The organism is Levilactobacillus suantsaii (assembly GCF_004115745.1).
Taxonomy (GTDB): Bacteria; Bacillota; Bacilli; order Lactobacillales; family Lactobacillaceae; genus Levilactobacillus; species Levilactobacillus suantsaii.
Window position 1 is genome coordinate 14,487 of sequence record NZ_QXIL01000013.1, and the last position, 20,337, is coordinate 34,823.

The 20,337-nt window shown below is 52.9% G+C and carries 17 protein-coding genes; 11 read left to right on the plus strand and 6 right to left on the minus strand.

Features of this window, described 5'->3' with window-relative positions:
* Window positions 1-167: 167 nt before the first annotated feature.
* The 4 genes from DXH47_RS07360 (at window position 168) to DXH47_RS07375 (ending at window position 4,030) form a co-directional block, all read left to right on the plus strand.
* Entirely contained in the window at window positions 168-1,349 is a 1,182-nt protein-coding gene (locus DXH47_RS07360) for an MFS transporter (RefSeq protein WP_129032716.1), read from the plus strand.
* 58 nt (window positions 1,350-1,407) lie between these two features.
* Window positions 1,408-2,247, plus strand: a complete 840-nt coding sequence (locus DXH47_RS07365; RefSeq protein ID WP_129032717.1) for an aldo/keto reductase — start codon at window positions 1,408-1,410, stop codon at window positions 2,245-2,247.
* A 185-nt stretch (window positions 2,248-2,432) separates the two neighbouring features.
* Window positions 2,433-3,176 (plus strand): SDR family oxidoreductase, encoded by a 744-nt coding sequence (locus tag DXH47_RS07370; RefSeq protein ID WP_129032718.1) that lies wholly within the window; start codon window positions 2,433-2,435, stop codon window positions 3,174-3,176.
* 119 nt (window positions 3,177-3,295) lie between these two features.
* On the plus strand, window positions 3,296-4,030 hold the full coding sequence (locus DXH47_RS07375) for an ion transporter (protein WP_129032719.1): 735 nt from the start codon (window positions 3,296-3,298) through the stop codon (window positions 4,028-4,030).
* A gap of 213 nt (window positions 4,031-4,243) precedes the next feature.
* Here DXH47_RS07375 and DXH47_RS07380 read toward each other — a convergent pair whose 3' ends face one another.
* The gene (locus DXH47_RS07380) at window positions 4,244-5,086 is read right to left on the minus strand and encodes a serine hydrolase (RefSeq protein ID WP_225423525.1); all 843 of its coding nucleotides are present in this window, start codon (window positions 5,084-5,086) and stop codon (window positions 4,244-4,246) included.
* Between the two features lie 519 nt (window positions 5,087-5,605).
* Here DXH47_RS07380 and DXH47_RS07385 point away from each other — a divergent pair.
* Window positions 5,606-7,477: a bifunctional metallophosphatase/5'-nucleotidase gene (locus DXH47_RS07385; RefSeq protein WP_129032720.1), complete on the plus strand. Its 1,872-nt coding sequence runs from the start codon at window positions 5,606-5,608 to the stop codon at window positions 7,475-7,477.
* A 53-nt stretch (window positions 7,478-7,530) separates the two neighbouring features.
* Here DXH47_RS07385 and DXH47_RS07390 read toward each other — a convergent pair whose 3' ends face one another.
* From DXH47_RS07390 to DXH47_RS07400, 3 genes are read right to left on the minus strand one after another with little or no spacing between them, the layout of a single operon-like run.
* Window positions 7,531-8,067, minus strand: a complete 537-nt coding sequence (locus DXH47_RS07390; RefSeq protein WP_129032721.1) for an NUDIX hydrolase — start codon at window positions 8,065-8,067, stop codon at window positions 7,531-7,533.
* A gap of 12 nt (window positions 8,068-8,079) precedes the next feature.
* Window positions 8,080-8,718: a YetF domain-containing protein gene (locus DXH47_RS07395; RefSeq protein WP_129032722.1), complete on the minus strand. Its 639-nt coding sequence runs from the start codon at window positions 8,716-8,718 to the stop codon at window positions 8,080-8,082.
* Window positions 8,719-8,721: 3 nt separating this feature from the next.
* Window positions 8,722-9,168, minus strand: a complete 447-nt coding sequence (locus tag DXH47_RS07400) for a DUF3290 domain-containing protein (protein ID WP_129032723.1) — start codon at window positions 9,166-9,168, stop codon at window positions 8,722-8,724.
* 326 nt (window positions 9,169-9,494) lie between these two features.
* On the opposite strand from DXH47_RS07400, the gene DXH47_RS07405 reads away from it, so the two are divergent.
* Window positions 9,495-10,832 (plus strand): dihydrolipoyl dehydrogenase family protein, encoded by a 1,338-nt coding sequence (locus tag DXH47_RS07405; RefSeq protein WP_129032724.1) that lies wholly within the window; start codon window positions 9,495-9,497, stop codon window positions 10,830-10,832.
* Between the two features lie 248 nt (window positions 10,833-11,080).
* Window positions 11,081-12,259: a cation:proton antiporter gene (locus DXH47_RS07410; RefSeq protein WP_129032725.1), complete on the plus strand. Its 1,179-nt coding sequence runs from the start codon at window positions 11,081-11,083 to the stop codon at window positions 12,257-12,259.
* A 73-nt stretch (window positions 12,260-12,332) separates the two neighbouring features.
* Here the strand turns inward: DXH47_RS07410 and DXH47_RS07415 are convergent, their stop codons facing one another.
* Window positions 12,333-13,307, minus strand: a complete 975-nt coding sequence (locus tag DXH47_RS07415; protein ID WP_129032726.1) for a tyrosine-protein phosphatase — start codon at window positions 13,305-13,307, stop codon at window positions 12,333-12,335.
* A 263-nt stretch (window positions 13,308-13,570) separates the two neighbouring features.
* Here DXH47_RS07415 and DXH47_RS07420 point away from each other — a divergent pair, with 263 nt between their 5' ends.
* Window positions 13,571-14,323 carry an alpha/beta hydrolase gene (locus DXH47_RS07420; protein ID WP_129032727.1) on the plus strand — a complete coding sequence of 251 codons (753 nt, stop codon included), beginning with the start codon at window positions 13,571-13,573 and terminating at the stop codon, window positions 14,321-14,323.
* Between the two features lie 75 nt (window positions 14,324-14,398).
* Here the strand turns inward: DXH47_RS07420 and helD are convergent, their stop codons facing one another.
* On the minus strand, window positions 14,399-16,705 hold the full coding sequence (helD, locus tag DXH47_RS07425) for an RNA polymerase recycling motor HelD (RefSeq protein WP_129032728.1): 2,307 nt from the start codon (window positions 16,703-16,705) through the stop codon (window positions 14,399-14,401).
* 390 nt (window positions 16,706-17,095) lie between these two features.
* Here helD and trpS point away from each other — a divergent pair, with 390 nt between their 5' ends.
* The 3 genes from trpS to DXH47_RS07440 are packed head-to-tail and all read left to right on the plus strand — an operon-like array spanning window position 17,096 to window position 20,334.
* The gene (gene trpS / locus DXH47_RS07430) at window positions 17,096-18,115 is read left to right on the plus strand and encodes a tryptophan--tRNA ligase (RefSeq protein ID WP_129032729.1); all 1,020 of its coding nucleotides are present in this window, start codon (window positions 17,096-17,098) and stop codon (window positions 18,113-18,115) included.
* An 18-nt stretch (window positions 18,116-18,133) separates the two neighbouring features.
* Complete coding sequence (locus DXH47_RS07435) at window positions 18,134-19,054, plus strand: Ppx/GppA family phosphatase (RefSeq protein WP_129032730.1); 921 nt, start codon at window positions 18,134-18,136, stop codon at window positions 19,052-19,054.
* 11 nt (window positions 19,055-19,065) lie between these two features.
* Window positions 19,066-20,334 (plus strand): hydroxymethylglutaryl-CoA reductase, degradative, encoded by a 1,269-nt coding sequence (locus DXH47_RS07440; RefSeq protein WP_129032731.1) that lies wholly within the window; start codon window positions 19,066-19,068, stop codon window positions 20,332-20,334.
* The last annotated feature ends 3 nt before the right edge of the window (window positions 20,335-20,337 follow it).

Genomic DNA, 20,337 nt, shown 5'->3' on the forward strand with positions numbered 1-20,337 from the left:
CACACAAACGAACGCCGCGGGGCCAGTCCCCGCGGTGTTTTTAGCTGTTTGGGTCGAGAAGAGCGGGGTTCCTATTTTGATAGAAAACCGGTAGAGTGGAGACAGGAGCCGTCGCAGCCCGGAAAAGATGGGCGCGCGACGAGACTAGAGTTAGAGGAGAGTTGACTGTGAGTAAGTATCAAGTTCAGGCCGCGGCTTTCGTGCTGGTCTCGTTTATGCTGGGCTGTAACGAATTTATCGTAGTGGGGATTATTTCCGACATTGCCCAGTCGTTGCGGGTCAGTGTCGCGACGGTGGGATATCTGGTGACGGTCTTTGCCATCGTCTATGCAGTCAGCACGCCGTTGGTGACGGTGCTGACCAACCGGTTCAACCGGTACCATACTTTTATGGTCTTAATGGTCATCTTTTTACTGGGCAATACGCTGACCGGGTTTGCGACGACTTTTCCCATGATGGTGGCCGCGCGGATGATTACCGCGGTGGTCGCTGGAACCATCGAGTCGCTCAGTATTGCCATCTGTAGCGTTATTGCGCCGCGTAACAAACGCGCCGTCTTGATTTCCTGGTTGGCCGCCGGTTTTAGTATCGCCTCGGTCATCGGGGTGCCAATCGGGACGGCCATCAGTACCCACTGGGGCTGGCAGGACGCCTTTCACGTGATTTCCGTCTTGAGCCTGGTCGTTTGTGTGATTTTAGGGCTTCTGGTACCGCGTGACCTGCCGCAATCTGCCAGTGGCATCAAGTCCCAACTGATTTTGTTGACCGACCGGCGCATCTATTTGGGCGCCGCGTTGATTCTGTTTACGGCCGCGGCATCGTACGCTTACTACACCTATGTGCGCCCCCTGATTACCGATACGCTGGGCTTTATCACCACCAGTCTCAACTGGTTACTGATGGTTATCGGAATCGTCAGCATTATCAGTAACCGGTTATCGGGGACCTTGGCCGAACATCACGGACTCCGCCAGTTGCCGAAATTTTACGTGCTTGATATCATACTGTTGCTCTTATTCCCGTTAGCAATGCAATCGGCGTGGCTCGGCTATGGGTTGTTGCTGATTTTGACGTTAGTCGTTTTGATTGGGGGCTCGCCGATTCAGGTCCACTTCCTCGACGTGGCCGAAGACAGCTATCCGCAAGCGGTGGCCTTAGCTTCTGCGTTGAACGCCATCTTCTTTAATATCGGAATTTCCCTGGGGTCGGCGACGGCTTCGGGTGTCCTACAGGCGGCTGGGTTGACCAGTTTAGGCTGGGGCGCCGCAGTGTTTGCGGCTATCTCGTTGGGGCTGGCCGTGTTGCTCAATCGGGCCAACGGGCAGTCGCAAGGGGTGACGGCTAAATAATTCACAATTGAGCTGGGTTGCGGTAAGCTAAAAGCATTGATGAAGAAAGGATGAGTCGATGCAAGTACCAGAACTAACCTTAAATGATGGCTACCAGATGCCAGCCGTGGGACTGGGCACTTACCAGGTCCGTGGGGGCCAAGGCGTTAACCAGATTCTCGCCGCCATTCGCGACGGGTACCGCAGTTTAGATACCGCCACGAATTACGATAATGAAGGGGCCGTGGGTGAAGCGATTCGCCGCTCAGGTCTGCCCCGTTCGGCATTTTTCGTGACGTCTAAGTTACCTGGCAAGTACCACCAGTATGATGACGCGACCATCTCGATTCAAGAATCCTTGTACCGGATGGGTCTCGACTATTTCGACCTGTTTTTGATTCACTGGCCACTGCCGAAGCGTGACCATTACGTGGAAGCTTGGCGCGCCATGATTGACGCTCAAAAGCGGGGCTTGATTCGATCGATTGGGGTCTCCAACTTCGAACCGGAACACTTGGACCGGATCATCAAGGAGACCGGCGTGACGCCGGCCGTCAACCAAATTGAAGTGCACCCGTACTGGGTCCAAGAACGGATGCGCAAGGCCGATTTGGAACGGGGCATCGTGACGGAAGCTTGGAGTCCACTTGGCCGGGGCAGTGCTGCGTTGCAAGAACCAATGATTAAGCAATTGGCCGAGAAATACCAGAAGAACGTGGGCCAAATCATCTTGCGTTGGCACACCCAACGGGGTATCGTGCCAATCCCGAAGGCCCAACACCTCCAACACCAACGGGCGAACATCGATATCTTCGACTTTAGCCTGACCAAAGACGAAATCGAAGCCATCAACGCCTTGAGTAAACCGGATGGTCGGGTTGACGGGCAAGATCCTAACGTTTACGAAGAATTTGAATAAGTAATGAGCAAGTGACCGGACCTGGTGCCGGTCACTTTTTTGTAGAGAAAATAAATAAGCCTCCGTAAGACTAGTAACCGTAACGATATGTTCGGGGTGAACTCTTTTCTGTGGTTGCTTAATTTTAGTAAGTGTCGTAAACTCACGTGTGATACTAATCACAAAAAAGAAGGAAGTTGATCGTTATGACGGATCGTTTACAGGACAAAGTGGCAATTATTACTGGCGGCGTCGCCGGTATTGGTTTGGGTATCGCGGAATGCTACGTGCGTGAAGGTGCCAAGGTCGTCTTGACTGCCAACCATAACGTGGACGGTGGTAAGGCCGCCGTGGCTAAGTTTGGTGATGACGTCAGTCTGTTCATCCAACAGGATGTCGCCGTTGAAGCCGATTGGCAACGGGTCATCAAAGAGACCCTGGACAAATTTGGTCGGCTTGATATCGTGGTCAATAACGCGGGGATTGCGCCGGAAGTTAAGCCCGTCGACCAGGAAAGCTATGCGGACTGGAAAAAGGTCATCAACGTTAATTTAAACGGCAACTTCCTGGGTGTGAAGTATGGAATGCAGACCATGAAGGGCAAGGGCGGTTCCATCATCAACGTGTCCTCCATCGAAGGTTTTGTCGGCACGGTCAACGCCGCACCCTACAATGCCAGCAAGGGTGGTACTCGGTTATTGACCAAGGCTGCAGCCCTAGATTCGGCTGCTAATCAATACAATGTCCGGGTCAACTCGGTGCACCCGGGCTTTATCCAAACGCCAATCTTGACCCCAGAAGTTGTGGATGTGGCAACGAAGTTAACGCCAGTTGGTCACATTGGTCAACCGAAGGATATCGGTGAAATCTGTGTCTACTTGGGGTCTGACGAATCCTCATTTGCGACCGGCTCCGAGTTTGTCGTTGACGGCGGCTTCATCGCCCAATAAGTTTCGAATGAATCAGTTTTGACGGTCAGCGAAATTGCTAAGCCGCTTAGTTGGCCTTCCTTGTAGAACCTGTCATACTAAACGTAACGTTGGGGCGTTATGGTGATGGGGGCGAAGAAATGCGGACGTGGCGACGGGTTTATCAAATTAGTGTCATCAGCTTAGCGGTGGTGTCGATTGCGCTCGTCTTGCTCGACTTAGTCAACGTGGTCGACCTCTCGAAGGGCGTCTGGTCCTGGGTGGACGATGCCATTTTGGGCTTCTTTACGGTCGATTACGTAGTGCGATTCTGGCAAGCGCCCAACAAGAAGGCCTTCTTCAAGACCAATTTTTTCGACCTGCTGGCGATTATTCCGTTCAGCTCGTTGTTCAACTTCTTCCGGTTGGCCCGGTTGATGCGGTTGTTAAAGCTGGTCCAACTGTTTCAGTTGATTCGATTAGTCGGGTTCATCAATAAGTTGCGCCGCCATTTGCGGCAGTTCTTTCGGACCAATGGGTTCGGCTACTTGGTCTGGGCTAGCCTGATCATTTTGATTTTAGCGTCCTCGTTGTACGCTTACGCCGAGCGCGTCTCGTGGGGGGAAGCCTTTTGGTGGGCGATTACCACCACTACGACCGTCGGCTATGGCGACGTGGCGCCCCACACTGTTGCGGGAAAATGGGCGGCCACGGTCTTGATGATTGTGGGCATCGGGTTCATCGGGGCGTTGACCAGTACCATCACGACTTACTTTGCCCAACGCCACGGGACCTCGGATACTCAACGGCTCTTACAGGAACTGGCGCAAATCAAGCAACAAAATAAGGAACTTCAACGTCAAATTGCGGCGCTTGTTAAGCAGCAACGGCCGTAAAACTCAAACTAAATAAAATGCTCGATCGTCAAAGATTGTCTTTGAGGGTCGAGCATTTTTTGTTGATCAGTGTGGGGCTGGCGTATCCAGGGTCTTGACCCAATGGGGGTCGTAGACCAATCGCTGGATGTGCGTGGTAATTTTGGCGATGCGAGGAAAACCGCTGAAGCCGGTTTGACCGTGGCCGTGGGTGAGAATCACCAGGATATAGCGTTAACCGTTAGGGAGGGTGACGATACCGGCATCGTTGTTGGTATCGGCGAACCACCCGACCTTATCGGCCACGGTGGTGCCTCGTTGGGCCGTCTGTGCGCCGGCCGGGATTCCAGTCCGGTAGTCTTGGTGGCGCATCAGCTTGAGTAACCATTGCTGGTCGGCCGCGTGGTCAAACGGTGCCCGTTGGGTGGCAAGCTGGCGGAGGACCAAAGTCAGACTGGCAGCCGTCGTCTGGGCTGCTTCACCGGAAATGAAGACCGGTGTGGTCCAGTGCTCACTATGGATAAATTGGTTGAGCGCGGATAGTCCGCTTTGGGCGAGGGTGGCCTCTGAAAAATCGTTGGCACTATGGAGAATCATGTTTTCGAAGCCAGCCTGGTCGGTGGGGGTCCAGGCCGTGTGGGTCTGGCGGTGGACTGTGAAGAGGTAGGCGGCAATGTAGAGTTTATAGGTGCTGGCGGAAACTTCGGCTGTATGGGCGTGGGCACTAACGGCGAGTTGACCGGGTTGGTAGAAAGTCTTGGTGAGGTGGTCCTTAGCCGCCGCAGATTTGGGCAACGCGCCCAAATTATAGAAGCTGATGCTAGTGGTGCCATCGGCGGTCTGCTGGTGTAAGTACCGCTTGAGCTCAGCCTTGACTTGGCGTTGTTGGTGGCGAATCTGAGTGGTCGTCACGGGCGCTGGGGTCGCCGGTGACGTCACCTTTTGGGCTGAGACGGCGCGGTGAGTGTGAACACTCCAGATACCACCTAAGCAGATGAGCAAACAGCCGGTGAGTATGAGCAAACGGCGATAGCGCTTCCATAAAGGCGATACCGGTTTGAGATGTTTTGGTTGCATACGCGAATCCCCTTAATAAATAATGGCAATGATGTTTTATGAATATAATTATACGCCCAATTACAACGGTGCGGCTGATAAATTAATTAAGGGGAAAATTATTAAACTTAGGAATGTCATTCTGGGGGCTAATCAGCGCCGCAAACCGACTTGAGCAAAAAAATTAAATCTAGTTAATGCGAACGGTGATTGGAAATATAAGGGCTGAGTCATTTAAACGCTGGCGTGAGGCGGGGAAGATTATGGGACTATTTTAAAAATAGTTTTACATTCTAGTGTGGTAAAGGTGGGACGCCAATGGGAACCGTGGTGGAGTGGTCAGAACGTAATTTAACGTGACCTTCACGTGATGTACTAGCGACTAAAACGGCCGAGTTCCGAACAATAAACAGACTTGTTACACCGGTTATTTGGTTACTGGTCGACTAGCTTAGTCTCAAAAGCGTAGGTGATTTCGGCTAGGCTTGGTAAGCTAAGACCGTAACATCATATAAGAGAGTCTAGGGAGGAATTGAGAGAATGAAGTCTACACCGAACGGGTTACGTAAGCTGGTCGTCAGCTTAATGATTCCCATGATGGTCACCAGTGGGGTTGCCACCTTGCCAGAGTTAGCTTTGGCCAAGGCAGGGACGGGATCCACTGAGGTCGATAATTATCGCACGCCATTGAAACAACCGGAGTACCAACACCGCACCAAGCAAGATAAGCGGGATATCCCGGTTCAAGTGTTGGGCATCAATGATTTGCACGGGGGCCTGAGCACGACCGGGACGGCATACATTGGCTCCCATCAGTACCAGAATACGGGGACCGTGGGTCGATTAGCGGCATACTTAGACCAGGCGCAGAACCAATTCAAACGGGTGCACCACTCCAAGAACACTTTTCGGGTCGAAGCCGGGGACATGGTGGGAGCTGCGCCAGCAGATTCCTCCTTATTGGCTCATGAATCCACCATGCACGCGTTACGAGGGATGAAATTCCAAATTGGAACTCTGGGGAACCACGAATTTGACCGCGGTCTGCCCGAGTTCAACCGGATCCTCCACGGGAAAAAGGCGGGGGCCGGCGCGGATGCCCTGGTGCAACACTACCCGAATGAACCCACGAACATGAAGATTGTGGTGGCTAACGTGGTTAAGAAGTCCACGAATAAGGCCCCTTATGGCTACAAGCCTTACCTTATACGCAAGGTAAAAGCCCACGGCAAAACGGCGAAGATTGGCTTTATTGGCCTCGAACTGGGGAGTCTCAGTGACATTCCCCCGGCTAAGAACGTGAAGGACTACAAGATTTTGGACGAAGCCGAATCGATTGCCAAGTATGACCGGATCTTAAATAAGAAGGGCGTTAAGGCGGTCGTCGTCATGGCCCACACCGCGGTCCAAACGCGCTTTGGTGAGACGGCGGGTCCAACCGTGGATATCTTACACAAGTTGAATAAGCTCGACCCGAAGAATAACGTTGGTCTCTACGTGGCGGCGCACTCGCACCAATACGCGAACGGCATGGTAGGCAAGACCCGGGTCGTCCAAGCGCTGTCCTCTGGTAAAGCGTATGATGATGCGCAAGGCTACGTCAGCCCTAAAACGGGCAAATTCGTGGGCTTGAAAGCGCACGTCTACCCAGTGCTTTCCGCTAAGGACGATGCCAAAGTGAAGACCAACGCTAAGGTTGCCGCGATTGCCAAGGATGCGGACAAGCGGGTCGGTCCCAAGGTCAACGTGGTTATCGGGAAGACAGCGGGTGGCCAGTCGATCACCAAGAGCACGACGAAATCTTTGGAAAACGCCATTGGTGAAACCGTGGTCGACGGGCAACTGTACGAAGCCAACAAGCCCGGTGGTCTCAAGGCTGACTTTGCGATGACCAATAATGGTGGGGTCCGGTCGGATTTGATTCCTAACGCGCAGGGTCAAATCACCTGGGGCGCCGCGATGGCCGTTCAACCCTTTGGGGATGTCCTTCAAGTCGTCGAGATGACGGGACAACAGATTCAAGATGCGTTGAACCAACAGTATTACAATCCGGCCTTCTTCATGCAGGTGGCGGGTCTCAAATACACCTACACTAATACGCCTGGTGGCAAGCAACACGCTAAGGTGCTGAAGATGACCAAGACGGACGGCACGCCAATTGACTTGGCAACTAAATACCGGGTCGTCATCAGCGATTACATCCACACGGGTGGGGATCGGTTCTACGCCTTCAAGAACACGCCAACCTTGGGATCGTTGGGGACGGATAGCGATGTCTTTGTTCAGTACATTAAGGACATGGCCACGGCTAACCAGCCATTGACGGCGCCTAAGCCTGACCGTAAGATCTACCAAGCAACCGGCACGACCTTGACGTTGCCAACGTCAGCGGCACCTGTCGCGGTTAAATAACGAGCTTAAAATGGTGACTAAAAATGACTCTGGAAAATTTCCAGAGCCATTTTTTAGACAACTGTTGTCGTAGGGCGCAGGCGGTGCAGGTGGGTCCAAGCTTGATGGAGTTCTAAGCGGTAAGAATTAAAGCCGGGTTGCTGCAGTTGCGTGACGGCCTGAGGCACGTCAAAGTACGCCACCCGTTGGAGTTCTGCTTTTTGGAGGGTAAAGTCGGTAACTTGATGGGTCGTTTTGAGCGCAAACCAAGCATCAATCCAGTGACTATGGGGAACGATGCGGTAGTTGGCCGATGGCGTTAGCCGATAGTGAACGCCCAATTCCTCAGCTAGTTCACGCTGCATGGCCTGCTCAATCGTTTCGCCGGTCCGAACCGACCCACCTGCATTGGTATCCCAGTAACCAGGAAAATAGAGCTTGTTGGGGGACCGTTGTTGGAGCAGGACTTGCCCTGCAGGATTGAAGAGAAAGGCGTTGACCACTAGATGATAGCGCCCCGGCTTCACGGGACTGGCGCGGCGTTGATGGCCGACCAGTTGGAGTTGATAGTTATACAGGTCCCAAATTTCATTGAGTTGGTCGGCGGGCATGTGAAGACCTCCTTAGTCGCGGTCGTAACGGGTGATTTTTAAGACATTATTTTCGAATTTGGCCATGTACACGTCACGAATATTGGTGACGCCCTGTTCCTTCAATTGGGCTAATAACCAGTCCTCATCGTGAGACATTAATTCCAAGACGTCCTGGTCGATTTGACCATCGATGATGATGGGGTAGCGAATCGAGCCTTCTCCCTGACGCAAGATGGTGATGCCCCCGTTTTGTTCCACGATGGCGCGCTTGACATCGGTCACGTCGTAGACCCCAGCTGTCCGGAGTTTGAAGTCAATCTCTTTGGCGGAGAGGTTGGCTTTGAGACAATTGTGCACCAATAGCTTCCCGTTACGCACGATGGTGATGGGACCGCCGTCGATGAATTTTCCGATGGCCCGAATGTGAATCTTCAAGTAGCGCATGACTAGAATCAGGAGTGACCAAACCAGCAGGACGATGACAAACTGAATCAGGGTGATGGAGGAGTTATAGATGACGCCCCCGATAATGCCACCTAAAACGTAGTTCTGAACCTGGTCAATGGCCGAAGTCGGCGCGAGGTTACCTTTCCCGGTAAAGTTGATCAGTAAGGTCATAAAAATGAAACCAACGATAAGTTTTAACGCAACGTCTGAATAAGCAAACATAGGCTACTCCTTTGTAATCGTAATCTTAGGGTCGTGCAACGTGAGTTTTTCCAGGACGAACTCGGAACCGTCCGAGTTATAGTCGGTGCGGTAATATCCCTTAGGGGTCTTGAACAGCAAGTTATCCGTGGAAGATGTTTCGTTCACGTAAATCTTCTGGGGTTTGACGTCGAGTCGCTTGGCCACTTCCTTCACGGTCGAGGTGATGGCGCTAGTTTGTTCACTACTGGAGTGCATGTTCGCCAGGTCATTGATCTGAAAGCCAATGAAGAGCAAGATAATGGCCCCGGTGATGACGGTGAGATCCTTATATTTAACGTTCCACCGGTGCTGTAGATAGTAGGCCAGAAAGCCGATGAAGACGACAATCAATACCGCGATTAAGATAAACCGAAGATATTGCCAGCCTTGGTTTTGGTCCTTGAGGTAGTCATAAGTGTAAAAAGTCATGCAGACCTTCCTTTCTCTAATAAAATTGGCAGGGGGATGGCATAACGGTCAGATCGAACCAACAGCAAACTGACCTGAGTAAAAGGGCCCCAGAGGTGGTCATTGGTTGAAAAATAGTGAGCAAAAGGGCCCCTGAATGGTAGCGGTTTATGACCATTGATAGTGAAAATGAGTCGGATGGTTATCTACAGCCTACTGTACACCATTCAGCCCCGAAACTGGGATTAGATGGCTTAGCAATTTGTAGTGTGAGTCAAATCCTTAGCAATCGCTTTCAAGCGTGTTAGAATCAAAGGTGGACTTACTTTGGAAAGGGTGATAGGGTCATGCAACAGTTTGATACGGTAATCCTCGGGGGTGGCCCGGGTGGCTTAGCAGTGGCTTACGGGTTACATGCACAAGGACAACGTGTCGCCGTAGTGGAGAAGGATCTTTGGGGTGGCACCTGCCCGAACCGCGGGTGTGATCCCAAGAAGATTTTGATGGCCGCCGTGGAAGCGCAAGCGCGGAGTGCAACGCTACAAAGTCACGGCTTGAATGGGGTTCCCCAGTTAGATTGGCCGGCTTTGATGGCGAAAAAGCGGGCCTATACGAGTATGATTCCTGGCGGGACTGAATCAGGGCTGAAGTCTGCGGAAATTGCCCATTTTCACGCTGCAGCCCGGTTCAATGCCGATGGGAGTGTGCAAGCTGGCAAGGACCAACTGAAAGCGACCAACGTGGTGATTGCGACAGGGCAAGCACCGCGGTTACCACACATTGCGGGGCAGGAGTGGCTCCGGACCAGCAACGACTTCTTGGACTTGGACCATCTGCCCGATGACGTGACCTTCATGGGGGCCGGTTACGTTGGCGTTGAGCTGGCTACCATTGCGAACGCCGCGGGGCGACAGGTCCACTTAGTCCACCATAGCGACCGGCCGTTACGGGCGTTTGACGCTGACTTGGTTCAAGACCTGATGTCCCGGTTAAAGGCGGCCGGTATCGACGTGCAGTTGATGACCGACATCGTTAAGGTAGAACCGGATGGTGATGAGTACCGGGTCACGACCAAGAGTGGTGCCAGTTGGACGACCGGCATGGTCTTTGCCTCGGCGGGACGCTTACCCGTCATCGCCGACTTAGGCTTAGATCAGGTCAACGTGGCGACAACGACCCATGGCATCACCGTCAACGACCATTTACAGACGACGAATCCCCATATCTTTGCGATTGGGGATGTGGTCGATCGGCCACAACCGAAGTTGACGCCCGTGGCAGGATACGAAGGCCGCTACGTGGTCACGGCTTTGACGGCGACCGATGCGGTCGACCCGATTCATTACCCGGCGATTCCATCGGTGGTTTACGGTAAGAGCCAATTAGCCCAAATTGGCGTGACACCGGAACAGGCCCAACGTGACTCGCAGACCTATCGAGTCAATGACTTGGACCTGACCCATTGGTTTAGCTATCAACGGATTGAAGATCCCAAAGCCCGCATCAAAGTAGTCATTGAACGGGCCAGTGGACGCATTGTGGGCGCGGCTGTCTTGAGTATGGAGGCGGAACAGGTCATTAATTACCTGGCGTTCGTCATCCAACAGAAGCTCGACTCAGTGGCTATCAACCAGAGTATTCTGGCGTACCCAACGTTAGCGTCTGATCTGACCTACTTCAATTAGATTGGTCCCACTTTAGCGGTACAGTGGTGACTAGTCTCACAATCAAAATGTTTCCCGGCGGTCCTTCCAGCCTAGAAAAGAGTCGGCGGCGAAACTCATAATTTGATGATTAAAAGAGTTTAGGCAACCCACCTAAACTCTTTTTTATGGCTTGAAGGGCGGGAATTCTTCACGGGACCCCACTTTTGTCGCGGCTGAAAATAGCGTATCATGGGGATTAATTACGATAAAGTAAGGAAGGTGGGTTCGTGGCATTTTTAGGAACCTTGTGTTTGATCTTGGTGTTAACGACGCTAGCCGGTAATTTTGGGAACCGCCTCGGGGTTCCCGCGGTCATTGGTGAATTACTGGTTGGAATCGTGATTGGGCCAGCGATGTTGAACTGGGTCCAATTGAATGGCTTGGTGTCGTTATTTGCCGACATCGGGGTCGTCGTGTTGATGTTTTTGGGCGGCCTGGAAAGCGATTTGAAATTATTAATGAAGTATCTGCGGCCAGCCATCGTTGTGGCGACGTCCGGGGTCATCTTTCCGGTGGCCGTTATGGGCGCCGTCTCCTGGTGGTGGGGATTCACCGCGTTAGAATCCCTGTTTATCGGGGTCATCTTTTCGGCAACTTCGGTCTCGATTTCCGTGGCCGTGTTAAAAGAATACCACGCGCTCGGCACACGGGAAGGCGCCACTATCCTGGGCGCCGCCGTCGCCGACGACATCATCGGGGTGATTCTGCTATCGTTAATGATTAGCTTACTGGCCAGTCAGGGAATCCATGCGGCGGGGAGTCAACCCGCACTCGGACTGGTTCTGCTGGAACAGGTGGCCTTCTTCGGGGGCACTTATCTGCTGGTCAAATGGATTGCGCCATACTTGATGCATTTGAGTGAACGACTAGTGGTCGCGTCGAGTGTGACTATCATGTCCATGGTGATTTGTCTGGGGATGGCCTGGTTGGCCGATATTGTCGGGTTAAGCGGTGCGATTGGCGCCTTCTTCGCGGGAATCGCCGTGTCGAATACGCCGTACCGGAGTACCTTAGCGGATCACGTCGAACCGTTGGGCAACGCCGTCTTCATTCCGGTCTTCTTCGTGAGTGTGGGGCTAAACATGACCCTGGCGCACTTAGGGGGGAACGTGACCCTGATCGTCGTATTGACGATTCTGGCTTGCTTAACCAAACTTCTGGGTTGTGGCCTAGGGGCGCGGGTCAGTGGTTTCTCCTGGACTAGTGGTACCGTGATTGGCACGGGGATGATTGCCCGGGGTGAAATGGGATTGATTACCGCACAAATCGGGCACCAAGCGGGGCTGATGAGCAACACCAGCTATTCCGCGATGATTTTAGTCATCATTCTGGCAACGGTCTTAGCACCGTTGTTCTTGAAGCCGGCATTACGCCGCATGGCGGCCACCCCGGCATCAACCGATTAAACCAAACTAAAAATGGTCCCCGGAAACTATCTGGTTTCCGGGGACCATTTTGATTCAGTCAAGCCAACACGACTTACTTAGTCTTCGCTGAGGTTAAGTAGTTGTGTTGCAGTTGCTTCAATTGGGCATTGGATAAGCCTAAGCCCTTGTGCAGGAATTTCTTCATGCTGCCATACTTGTGGTTGATAGCTTTGTACATTGCGTTGAGGTAAGCCATCCGGACACCGTTTTGAGCTTTGAAGTTAGAAACAACGGTTGGGGTTAAGGTCTTGCCTTGCGCCTTCCAACTGGCTTCTTGATGCTTCAAATTTTCTTTGTTAGTTTGAACCAAGTATTGGTTGGACTTCAGGTAATCTTTAGCAATCATTTTCTTGTCAAAGTTTAAAGCAGAGAGCACGAAAACGGTCCCCATACCAGCCCGGTCCTTACCAGCAGAGCAGTGCCACAGCACAGCTTTGTTCTTAGGGTTCTTCAGGAGTTCGTGGAAGAGAGTCTTATAGGCCTTGCGTCCTTGAGCCGATGTGATGGCTAGTCGATAGGATTTTTCCATCATCTTGACACCGGCGTTCTTCTTAGAAAAATCTGGGAAGGCGCCGAAGGACTTGTAGACAGGATCCTTAATTAATTTGACGCCTTTCATTTTGACGTCGGGGCTCTGCTTTTGTTCCTTGATAGTCCGTAAATCAATATCAGTGGCAACGTGGTAAGTCTTGACCAGTTTCTTTTGGTCGGCTTTAGTTAAATGCGATAAACTGTTGGAGCGAATCAAACGGTGAACCTTAATCTTCTGGCCGTCCTTGTTGATGTAACCACCTAAGTCGCGGGCGTTGGAAGCGCCTTGAAGTTTGATGTGTTTGGAAGCCGATTTAGCGACTTTCGCCTTGACGGTCTTAATCTTGGCGCCCTTAGCCTTTTTCGCCTTCTTGGCCTTGACCGTTTGACTGGTCTTAGCGTGAGTGGCGGCTTCCACGTTCATTAAGGGTTGTTGCCAACCTAAAGTGGTCGCCAAAAGCAACGCAGAGACTAAGGTGCTGACACGTTTATTCATGAATAACTCCTCCTCTTCTTATGGTACAGTGCTAGGATACCAACGGTGTGTAACGAAACCGTGTTAGTCGTGTAAAGATAGCGGGCAAGTTGGCTAATTTGCCACAATGATATTAATAGGGACCATCTTTTCGGGATTAGGAGCAAGTTAATCAGCAGCTTAGCAAGTATATCAGCCACGCTATAAGTCCAAATAAGTGGCGGCCAGCTGGGGGTTAGTCTTAAAATAATCACCGATAACAATTTACTTTAGGAGGTTACGAGATGGACGTGCAGATTTTACGCGACCAGTTGACGTTACGCGGGACACTGAAAAAACCGGACAGGGCATCGTTTGATTTAGTGGTGTTGATGCATGGGTTCACGGCTAACCGGGGCATCGCGCCCGACCAATTGCTGTATCAGCTGGCGGAACGGTTTGAAGCGAAGGACCTGGCCACCTTGCGGTTTGATTTTAACGGCCACGGCACTAGTGATGGTCAATTCAAGGACATGACGGTCTTAAACGAAATCAGTGATGGCAAGGCCATTTTGGATTACGCTCGCCAGCTAAAGGGCGTGCGCCGGATTTACTTGTTAGGCCACTCGCAGGGCGGGGTGGTCGCCAGCATGTTGGCCGGGTACTACCACGAAAAAATCGACAAACTTGTGTTGATGGCCCCCGCGGCAACGTTGAAGGACGATGCCTTAAAGGGAGACACCCAGGGCTTTACCTATGATCCGCAGAATATCCCCGACGAACTACCGATTAAAAAGGGGTTAACGTTGGGCGGCTTTTACTTACGCACTGCTCAAACTTTGCCCATCTACGAGGTGGCACAGCAATACCAAGGTCCAGTTTGTCTGATTCACGGGTTGGCCGACCGAGTCGTCGACCACGTGGCGTCGACTCGTTACGACGAAGTCTATCAACATGATGAATTGAACCTGTTGCCCCACGCCGACCATAAGTTTACGATGGGCGATTCGCGGCAAAAGGCATTAGACATTGCAACGCGGTTTTTGCTGAGTGATTAAGGTGATTAACTAAATCGATGCCAAATAAAAAGGACCTGGGCATGCCGCCCAAGTCCTTTTTAGCGCTGTGACAAGTTAATTCGATAATTCATGTTCAATCCGCAAATCACTCTGCGGGATTTTTTCCGACGCAATCAACGGGGAAACCGGTCCGATGCTCAGCAAGGTCAAATGATGCATGGCCCGTGATGCAATCGTATAGAGGGTTCCGGTGAACTGTTGGTCAGGGTAGTTTTCTGCCGAGACGTTGTAGGCGATGACGCTATCAAACTCTAAGCCCTTGGCCAGATAAATCGGCAGGACTACCACGCCGGTCGGCAAGGTCCGATCGGTATCGGTCAAGCGGGTCAAATCAAAGTCCATATGGAGTTCTTGATAAACGTACTTGGCTTCGGCGGTGTTCTTAGTCAGAATCGCCACCGTGCCGTTGGTCGCTAGTTCACTCCGCAGTTCATGGGCCAACGCCTTGAAGGCGGACGCCGTATCGTAGCGAATGACCACTTTAGGCAGGTCACCATCGCGGTTGAAGGCTTCGATTTTATCGCCATCCGGCAAGAGCGCCTTGGCGAAGGTTGTGATCGGTAACGTCGAACGGTAAGACCGCCGCAGCGTGATCAGGCGCGACTTCTTGGCGTGGAGGGCCACCCCCAGATTCTTTAAGAGGTCTTCCGGAGATTCGACGGCCTTGAAGAGGGCCTGTTCGCTATCGCCTAATAACGTGAGCTTGGCGCGCGGAAAGGCGTGTTGCAAGTAAACCAGTTGGGCGATTGAATAGTCCTGCATCTCATCGACGAAGAGGTGTTGCATCTGGTGGTTTTGGCCGCCACCGATTAACAGGTCGCGCATGTAAAGTAACGGTGCGGCGTCAGTCAACGCCAGCTTGTGGAACTCGATGTCGTGCTGGTAGCGGTCGATGATGGCCTGCCATTGGTCGGTCGTGACGTTTTCGGGCAGCGGACACTGCTTCAAAAAGGCGGTGTACTGGCTGTAAACGTCTAAGAAGTAACCGTTATAAATGGCGTCATCGACCTGCCGTAAGCGCCGGCGGACGATTTGGCGGGCGAGAAAGTCAATCTCGTCATCGAGTTGTTCGAACTGGCCAAGGTGCTTACTGCCCAGTAAGTTATGGTAGTCTTCGTCACTTAACTGGTCGATAGTGTCGCGGACCCAGTCGGCCTTGGCTTCTTCGGCGATCCGTTGGCGCAATCGCTTTTCCAGGGCGTTCTTGGTCTTTAAGAAGCGTTCGGCCGCCGGAAAAGTAGTCGGGAAGCTATCGTAGATGTCCTGGATTTCTTGATGGCCAAAGAAGACCCGGCCCTTGAACCGAATATCAGTGAACTTCAGGTCGGTCGCGGTCTGGTGGGTGCAGTAGTCAGCCACGGCCGTCATCATTGCGGCGCTTTCTTGGAAGTTGCGGACTGCTTGATTGACGGGGTGTTGCTGGTCGCTTTCGTAGCGGTCGAATTGCGTTTGCACGTTGAGCCCTTGGAACCGTTGGGTCAAAAATTCGGCTAACGTGACCTGGCGCATGTTGCGTTCCCCTAAACTAGGCAAGACGTCACTGATGTAGTGGCTGAACAGCCGGTTGGGCGAGAAGAGGACGATTTGGTCGGCTTCGAGGTCGCGACGACTGTGGTAAAGCAGAAAGGCGATCCGTTGCAGAATTGCAGAGGTCTTGCCGGAACCGGCGACTCCCTGGACTACCAACAAGTCGCTATGCACGTCACGAATGATGTCGTTTTGCTCGCGTTGAATCGTGGCCACGATGTTTTGCATGGTGGTGTCGTTTTGTTCGCCTAAGACGTGCTGGAGCATCTCGTCACCCACAGTCTCATTGGTGTCGAACATGCTTTGAATCTGGCCGTCTTGAATCAGGAACTGGCGCTTCTTGAGTAGGTCAGTCTGTTGCCGGCCAGCCGGCGTGTCGTAGGCGACCTGGCCTAAGACCCCGTTGTAGTAGATACTGGAAATCGGGGCCCGCCAGTCGTAGACCAGAAAGTTCTCATCATCATCGACGAACGAGGCCGTCCCAATATAGAGGGATTCGGGTTTCGTTTCGTCAGGATCTTGGATATCGATGCGACCAAAGTAGGGGGACTTTTGGAGTTCCCGATAGGTCGCTAACTGGTCTTGGATAATGTTTTGGTTTTCAGTCAGCCGCGAGACTAAGGCCCGTTGCTGTTGAAGTTCGGCACTGGTTTCGATTCGGTCATCGACTTCAAACCAGTTCACGGACGTGTTTTCGCTATAGTTTTTCAACACGTTACGCAACTCGTGGTGGGCGTCGTTATATTCGGCCGTGGTCCGGTCGAGGCGCTGACCAATCTGGTGGACCACGTCGTCCACGCGGTGTTGCTCGTGTGCTTGTTCGTTGGTGGTCAAGATGACCGCCTCCTTTATAGAGTTCGCTAAATTGCTTAACAAGTTTAGTCACATTTGGGGGCAGTGTCAATGAAAGACCGTTGTGGAAATGACTTGGGCCCCGAATTTCTAAACGACCGGCTGGAATTTCAGTTTACTTTCGCCCTTAAATCCACTAAACTGTAGGCATATGTTTCAATGAAGTAGGTCCATTTTAGAGAAGTGCTCCCCGGCTGCAAGGGCGCTATGACCGAAGTGGGTTGAAACGACACTAAACGACGATAAAACTCGCGGGGGCCCCGTTAACGGCTAAAAGTGATGGTCAATTGGACCATAAATTAGGTGGTACCGCGCATTAGCGTCCTATTGGAGCAATCCAGTAGGGCGCTTTTTCAGAAAGGAAGATTTTCAATGACTCAAAAACACGTCTTTTTAACTGGTGACCGACCAACCGGTAAACTGCACATCGGCCACTACGTCGGGTCCCTCAAGAACCGGGTCCAACTCCAAAATTCCGGGGACTATGAGCCCTACATCATGATTGCGGATACGCAAGCGTTGACCGATAACGCCCGCGACCCCGAAAAGATTCAACACAGCTTACTTCAAGTGGCTTTAGACTACCTGGCAGTGGGACTCGACCCACAAAAGTCGACGCTGTTGGTGCAATCCCAGATTCCCGCCCTGAGCGAACTGACCATGGTCTACTTGAATTTGATCACGGTGGCGCGGTTGAACCGGAACCCAACGGTCAAGACCGAAATCAAGCAAAAGGCCTTTGGCGAAAGTGTCCCGGCTGGTTTCTTCATCTACCCGGTCAGCCAAGCTGCTGACATCACTGCGTTCAAGGCAGACACGGTGCCCGTGGGTGACGACCAGGAACCGATGCTGGAGCAGACCCGCGAAATCGTGCGGAGCTTCAACAACATTTATGGGCAAAAAATCTTGGTGGAACCCGAAGGCTACTTCCCACCGAAGGGCCAAGGTCGGATTCCCGGTCTAGATGGCAACGCCAAGATGAGTAAGTCACTGAACAACGCCATCTATCTGGGTGACGATGCCGACACCATCCAAAAGAAGGTCATGTCGATGTACACCGACCCGACCCACGTCCACGTCGAAGACCCCGGTCACATCGAAGGAAACACGGTCTTCACTTACCTAGACATCTTTGGTACGGATCAGGCCAAAATCGCCGACTTAAAGGCGCAATATCAACACGGTGGTCTGGGAGATGTTAAAATTAAACGGTACCTAAACGAGGTGCTCCAAGCCGAATTGAAGCCGATTCGCGAGCGGCGCGAACAGTTTGCGGCCGACCCAGCTAGCGTTTACGCTATCTTGAAAAAAGGCAGTGAGAAGGCTAACCAAGTGGCAGCTCAGACCCTGCACGAGGTTCGGCACGCGGTTGGGGTGGATTACTTCGGTTAGAAAAACGGGGGGACGGCCATGCAGAATTTAGCCATTGTGGATTTAGGATCCAATTCAGTGCGGTTAGCCATTAACGAGTTGCGCGCCGACGGGACTTATCGGGAAGTTAACCGGATTAAGGCCGATAGTCGCTTGTCCGAGGGGATGGGGCCGGAGAAGATTCTCCAGCCCAAAGCCATGGCCCGGACGATTACCGCGTTACGCTCGTTTCGACCTTACTATGAACACTTGCCTAACTTAATTGTGCGCGGCATCGCCACGGCGGCGGTCCGCCAAGCGCGGAACCGTAAGGAATTCTTGGCCCAGGTCAAAACGGCCACGGCTATCGATTTAGAAGTCCTATCCGGTGACCAGGAAGCCTATTACGATTATTTAGGTGCCGTCAATCGGTTGAAGGTCAAGGATTGCTTGTTATTGGATACCGGTGGCGCCAGTTGTGAATTGGTCCACGTCAAGGATGGTCACGACGCCAATCTGATCAGTGTGCCGTTTGGGGCGGTCAACCTCTCCGAACAGTTTCACCTCGACGACCAGGTCAGTGCCGTCGACCTCTTTTCCGCCCAGGTGTTTTTACGCGAACGCTTGCGTGACATCTGGTGGCTAAATGATGCCAAACACCTCCCCTTGGTGCTTCTGGGCGGGGCCAACCGGACGTTAGCCCGGATGAACCGCCAACAACAAAAAATCCTGCACGTGGAAAACATCCACGGTTACCGGCTCACGACTGATCAGGTGCTCTACACCTTCGAGCGGCTTTTACGGGTCCCACTGGCGGAACGCAAGTGGATCTCGGGCCTGGAACCGGAACGCGCTGACATCATCTTAGGTGGCATGTTACCGCTGGTCACGTTACTGCAAATGCTAGATTCGGACCGGGTGGTATTCTCCGAAAGTGGCGTGCGGGAAGGGATTATTTCAGAGTATCTCAGTCAACGTTAGGAGGGACCGCTATGGCAACGTCCTTTTACCGGTTGCCCTACGCTAAGCGGCGTGACCGCTTGGCCCGCATTGCTAAGTGGCCGGTGGCGCAACTGGCGACCATCGCCCAATCGCGCCGGTCACAAGATGAAGAACTGATTGAAAACTACCTGACGACTTACGGCTTGCCCGAAGGCGTGGCGGTCAATCTCCACGTCGATGGTCAGACCGTCGCCGTTCCGATGGTCACCGAGGAACCCTCGGTCATTGCGGCGGCCAGCAATGGTGGCCGGTTGTTAAACGATGGGCACCTGGGCATTACGACCGAGGTGACCCAGCGCGAGCTGATGGGGCAGATCGTCTGTCAACACGTGACGGATTCCGCGGCCTTGCAACAGTGGGTCACGACGCACACCGCGCACTTGTTGGCGGTGGCCAATGCCGCGCACCCGACGTTGCAAAACCATGGTGGCGGGGCTCGGTCGCTACGGGTACGCAAACTCCCACCCGACTGGGTGTCCATCGATTTGTTCGTCGACGTGGGTGAAGCCATGGGGGCTAACCTGGTCAACACCATGGCCGAAGCCGTCGTCCACGACATCCAAGTCAACACTGATGCAGACGTGTTGATGAGTATCTTAAGCAACTATGCCACGCACAGTTTGGCGACGGCTCGGTGCGCGATTCCGGTAACCAATTTACGGACCAAGACGCTGGCGGGAGCCACCGTGGCTAAACGGCTGTGTGCCGCCAGTGAGTTTGCTCAAGTCGACCCGTACCGAGCGGCCACTCACAACAAGGGCATCATGAACGGCATCGATGCCGTGGTGCTCGCGATGGGCAACGATTGGCGCGCCGTGGAGAGTGGGGCGCATGCTTATGCTAGCCGCGACGGTCATTACCGCGGGCTTAGCCGCTGGTGGGTCGATGGTGACACGCTTCACGGTGAGCTGACGTTACCGCTGGCGTTAGGTACGGTCGGCGGTGCCACCAAGGTTTTTCCTTTGGTCGCCGTCAACCAACAATTAGCCCAGATCAAAGACGCCCGGCACTTGATGCGCGTGACCGCGGCTTTGGGCTTAGCCCAAAACGTCGCGGCGTTACGTGCGTTGGTCTTGGACGGCATCCAAAAAGGGCACATGCACTTACAACGTAAATCCTTAGCCCTATCGGTGGGGGCGACCCCGGCAGAAGTGCCGGCGGTTCTTCTGCGGCTAACGGCAACGCAACCAACCACCGAACAGGCGCAAGCCGCGTTACGCGCGGTCCGCGCCGCCAATTCACAGAAAACGGGGGACTAAACT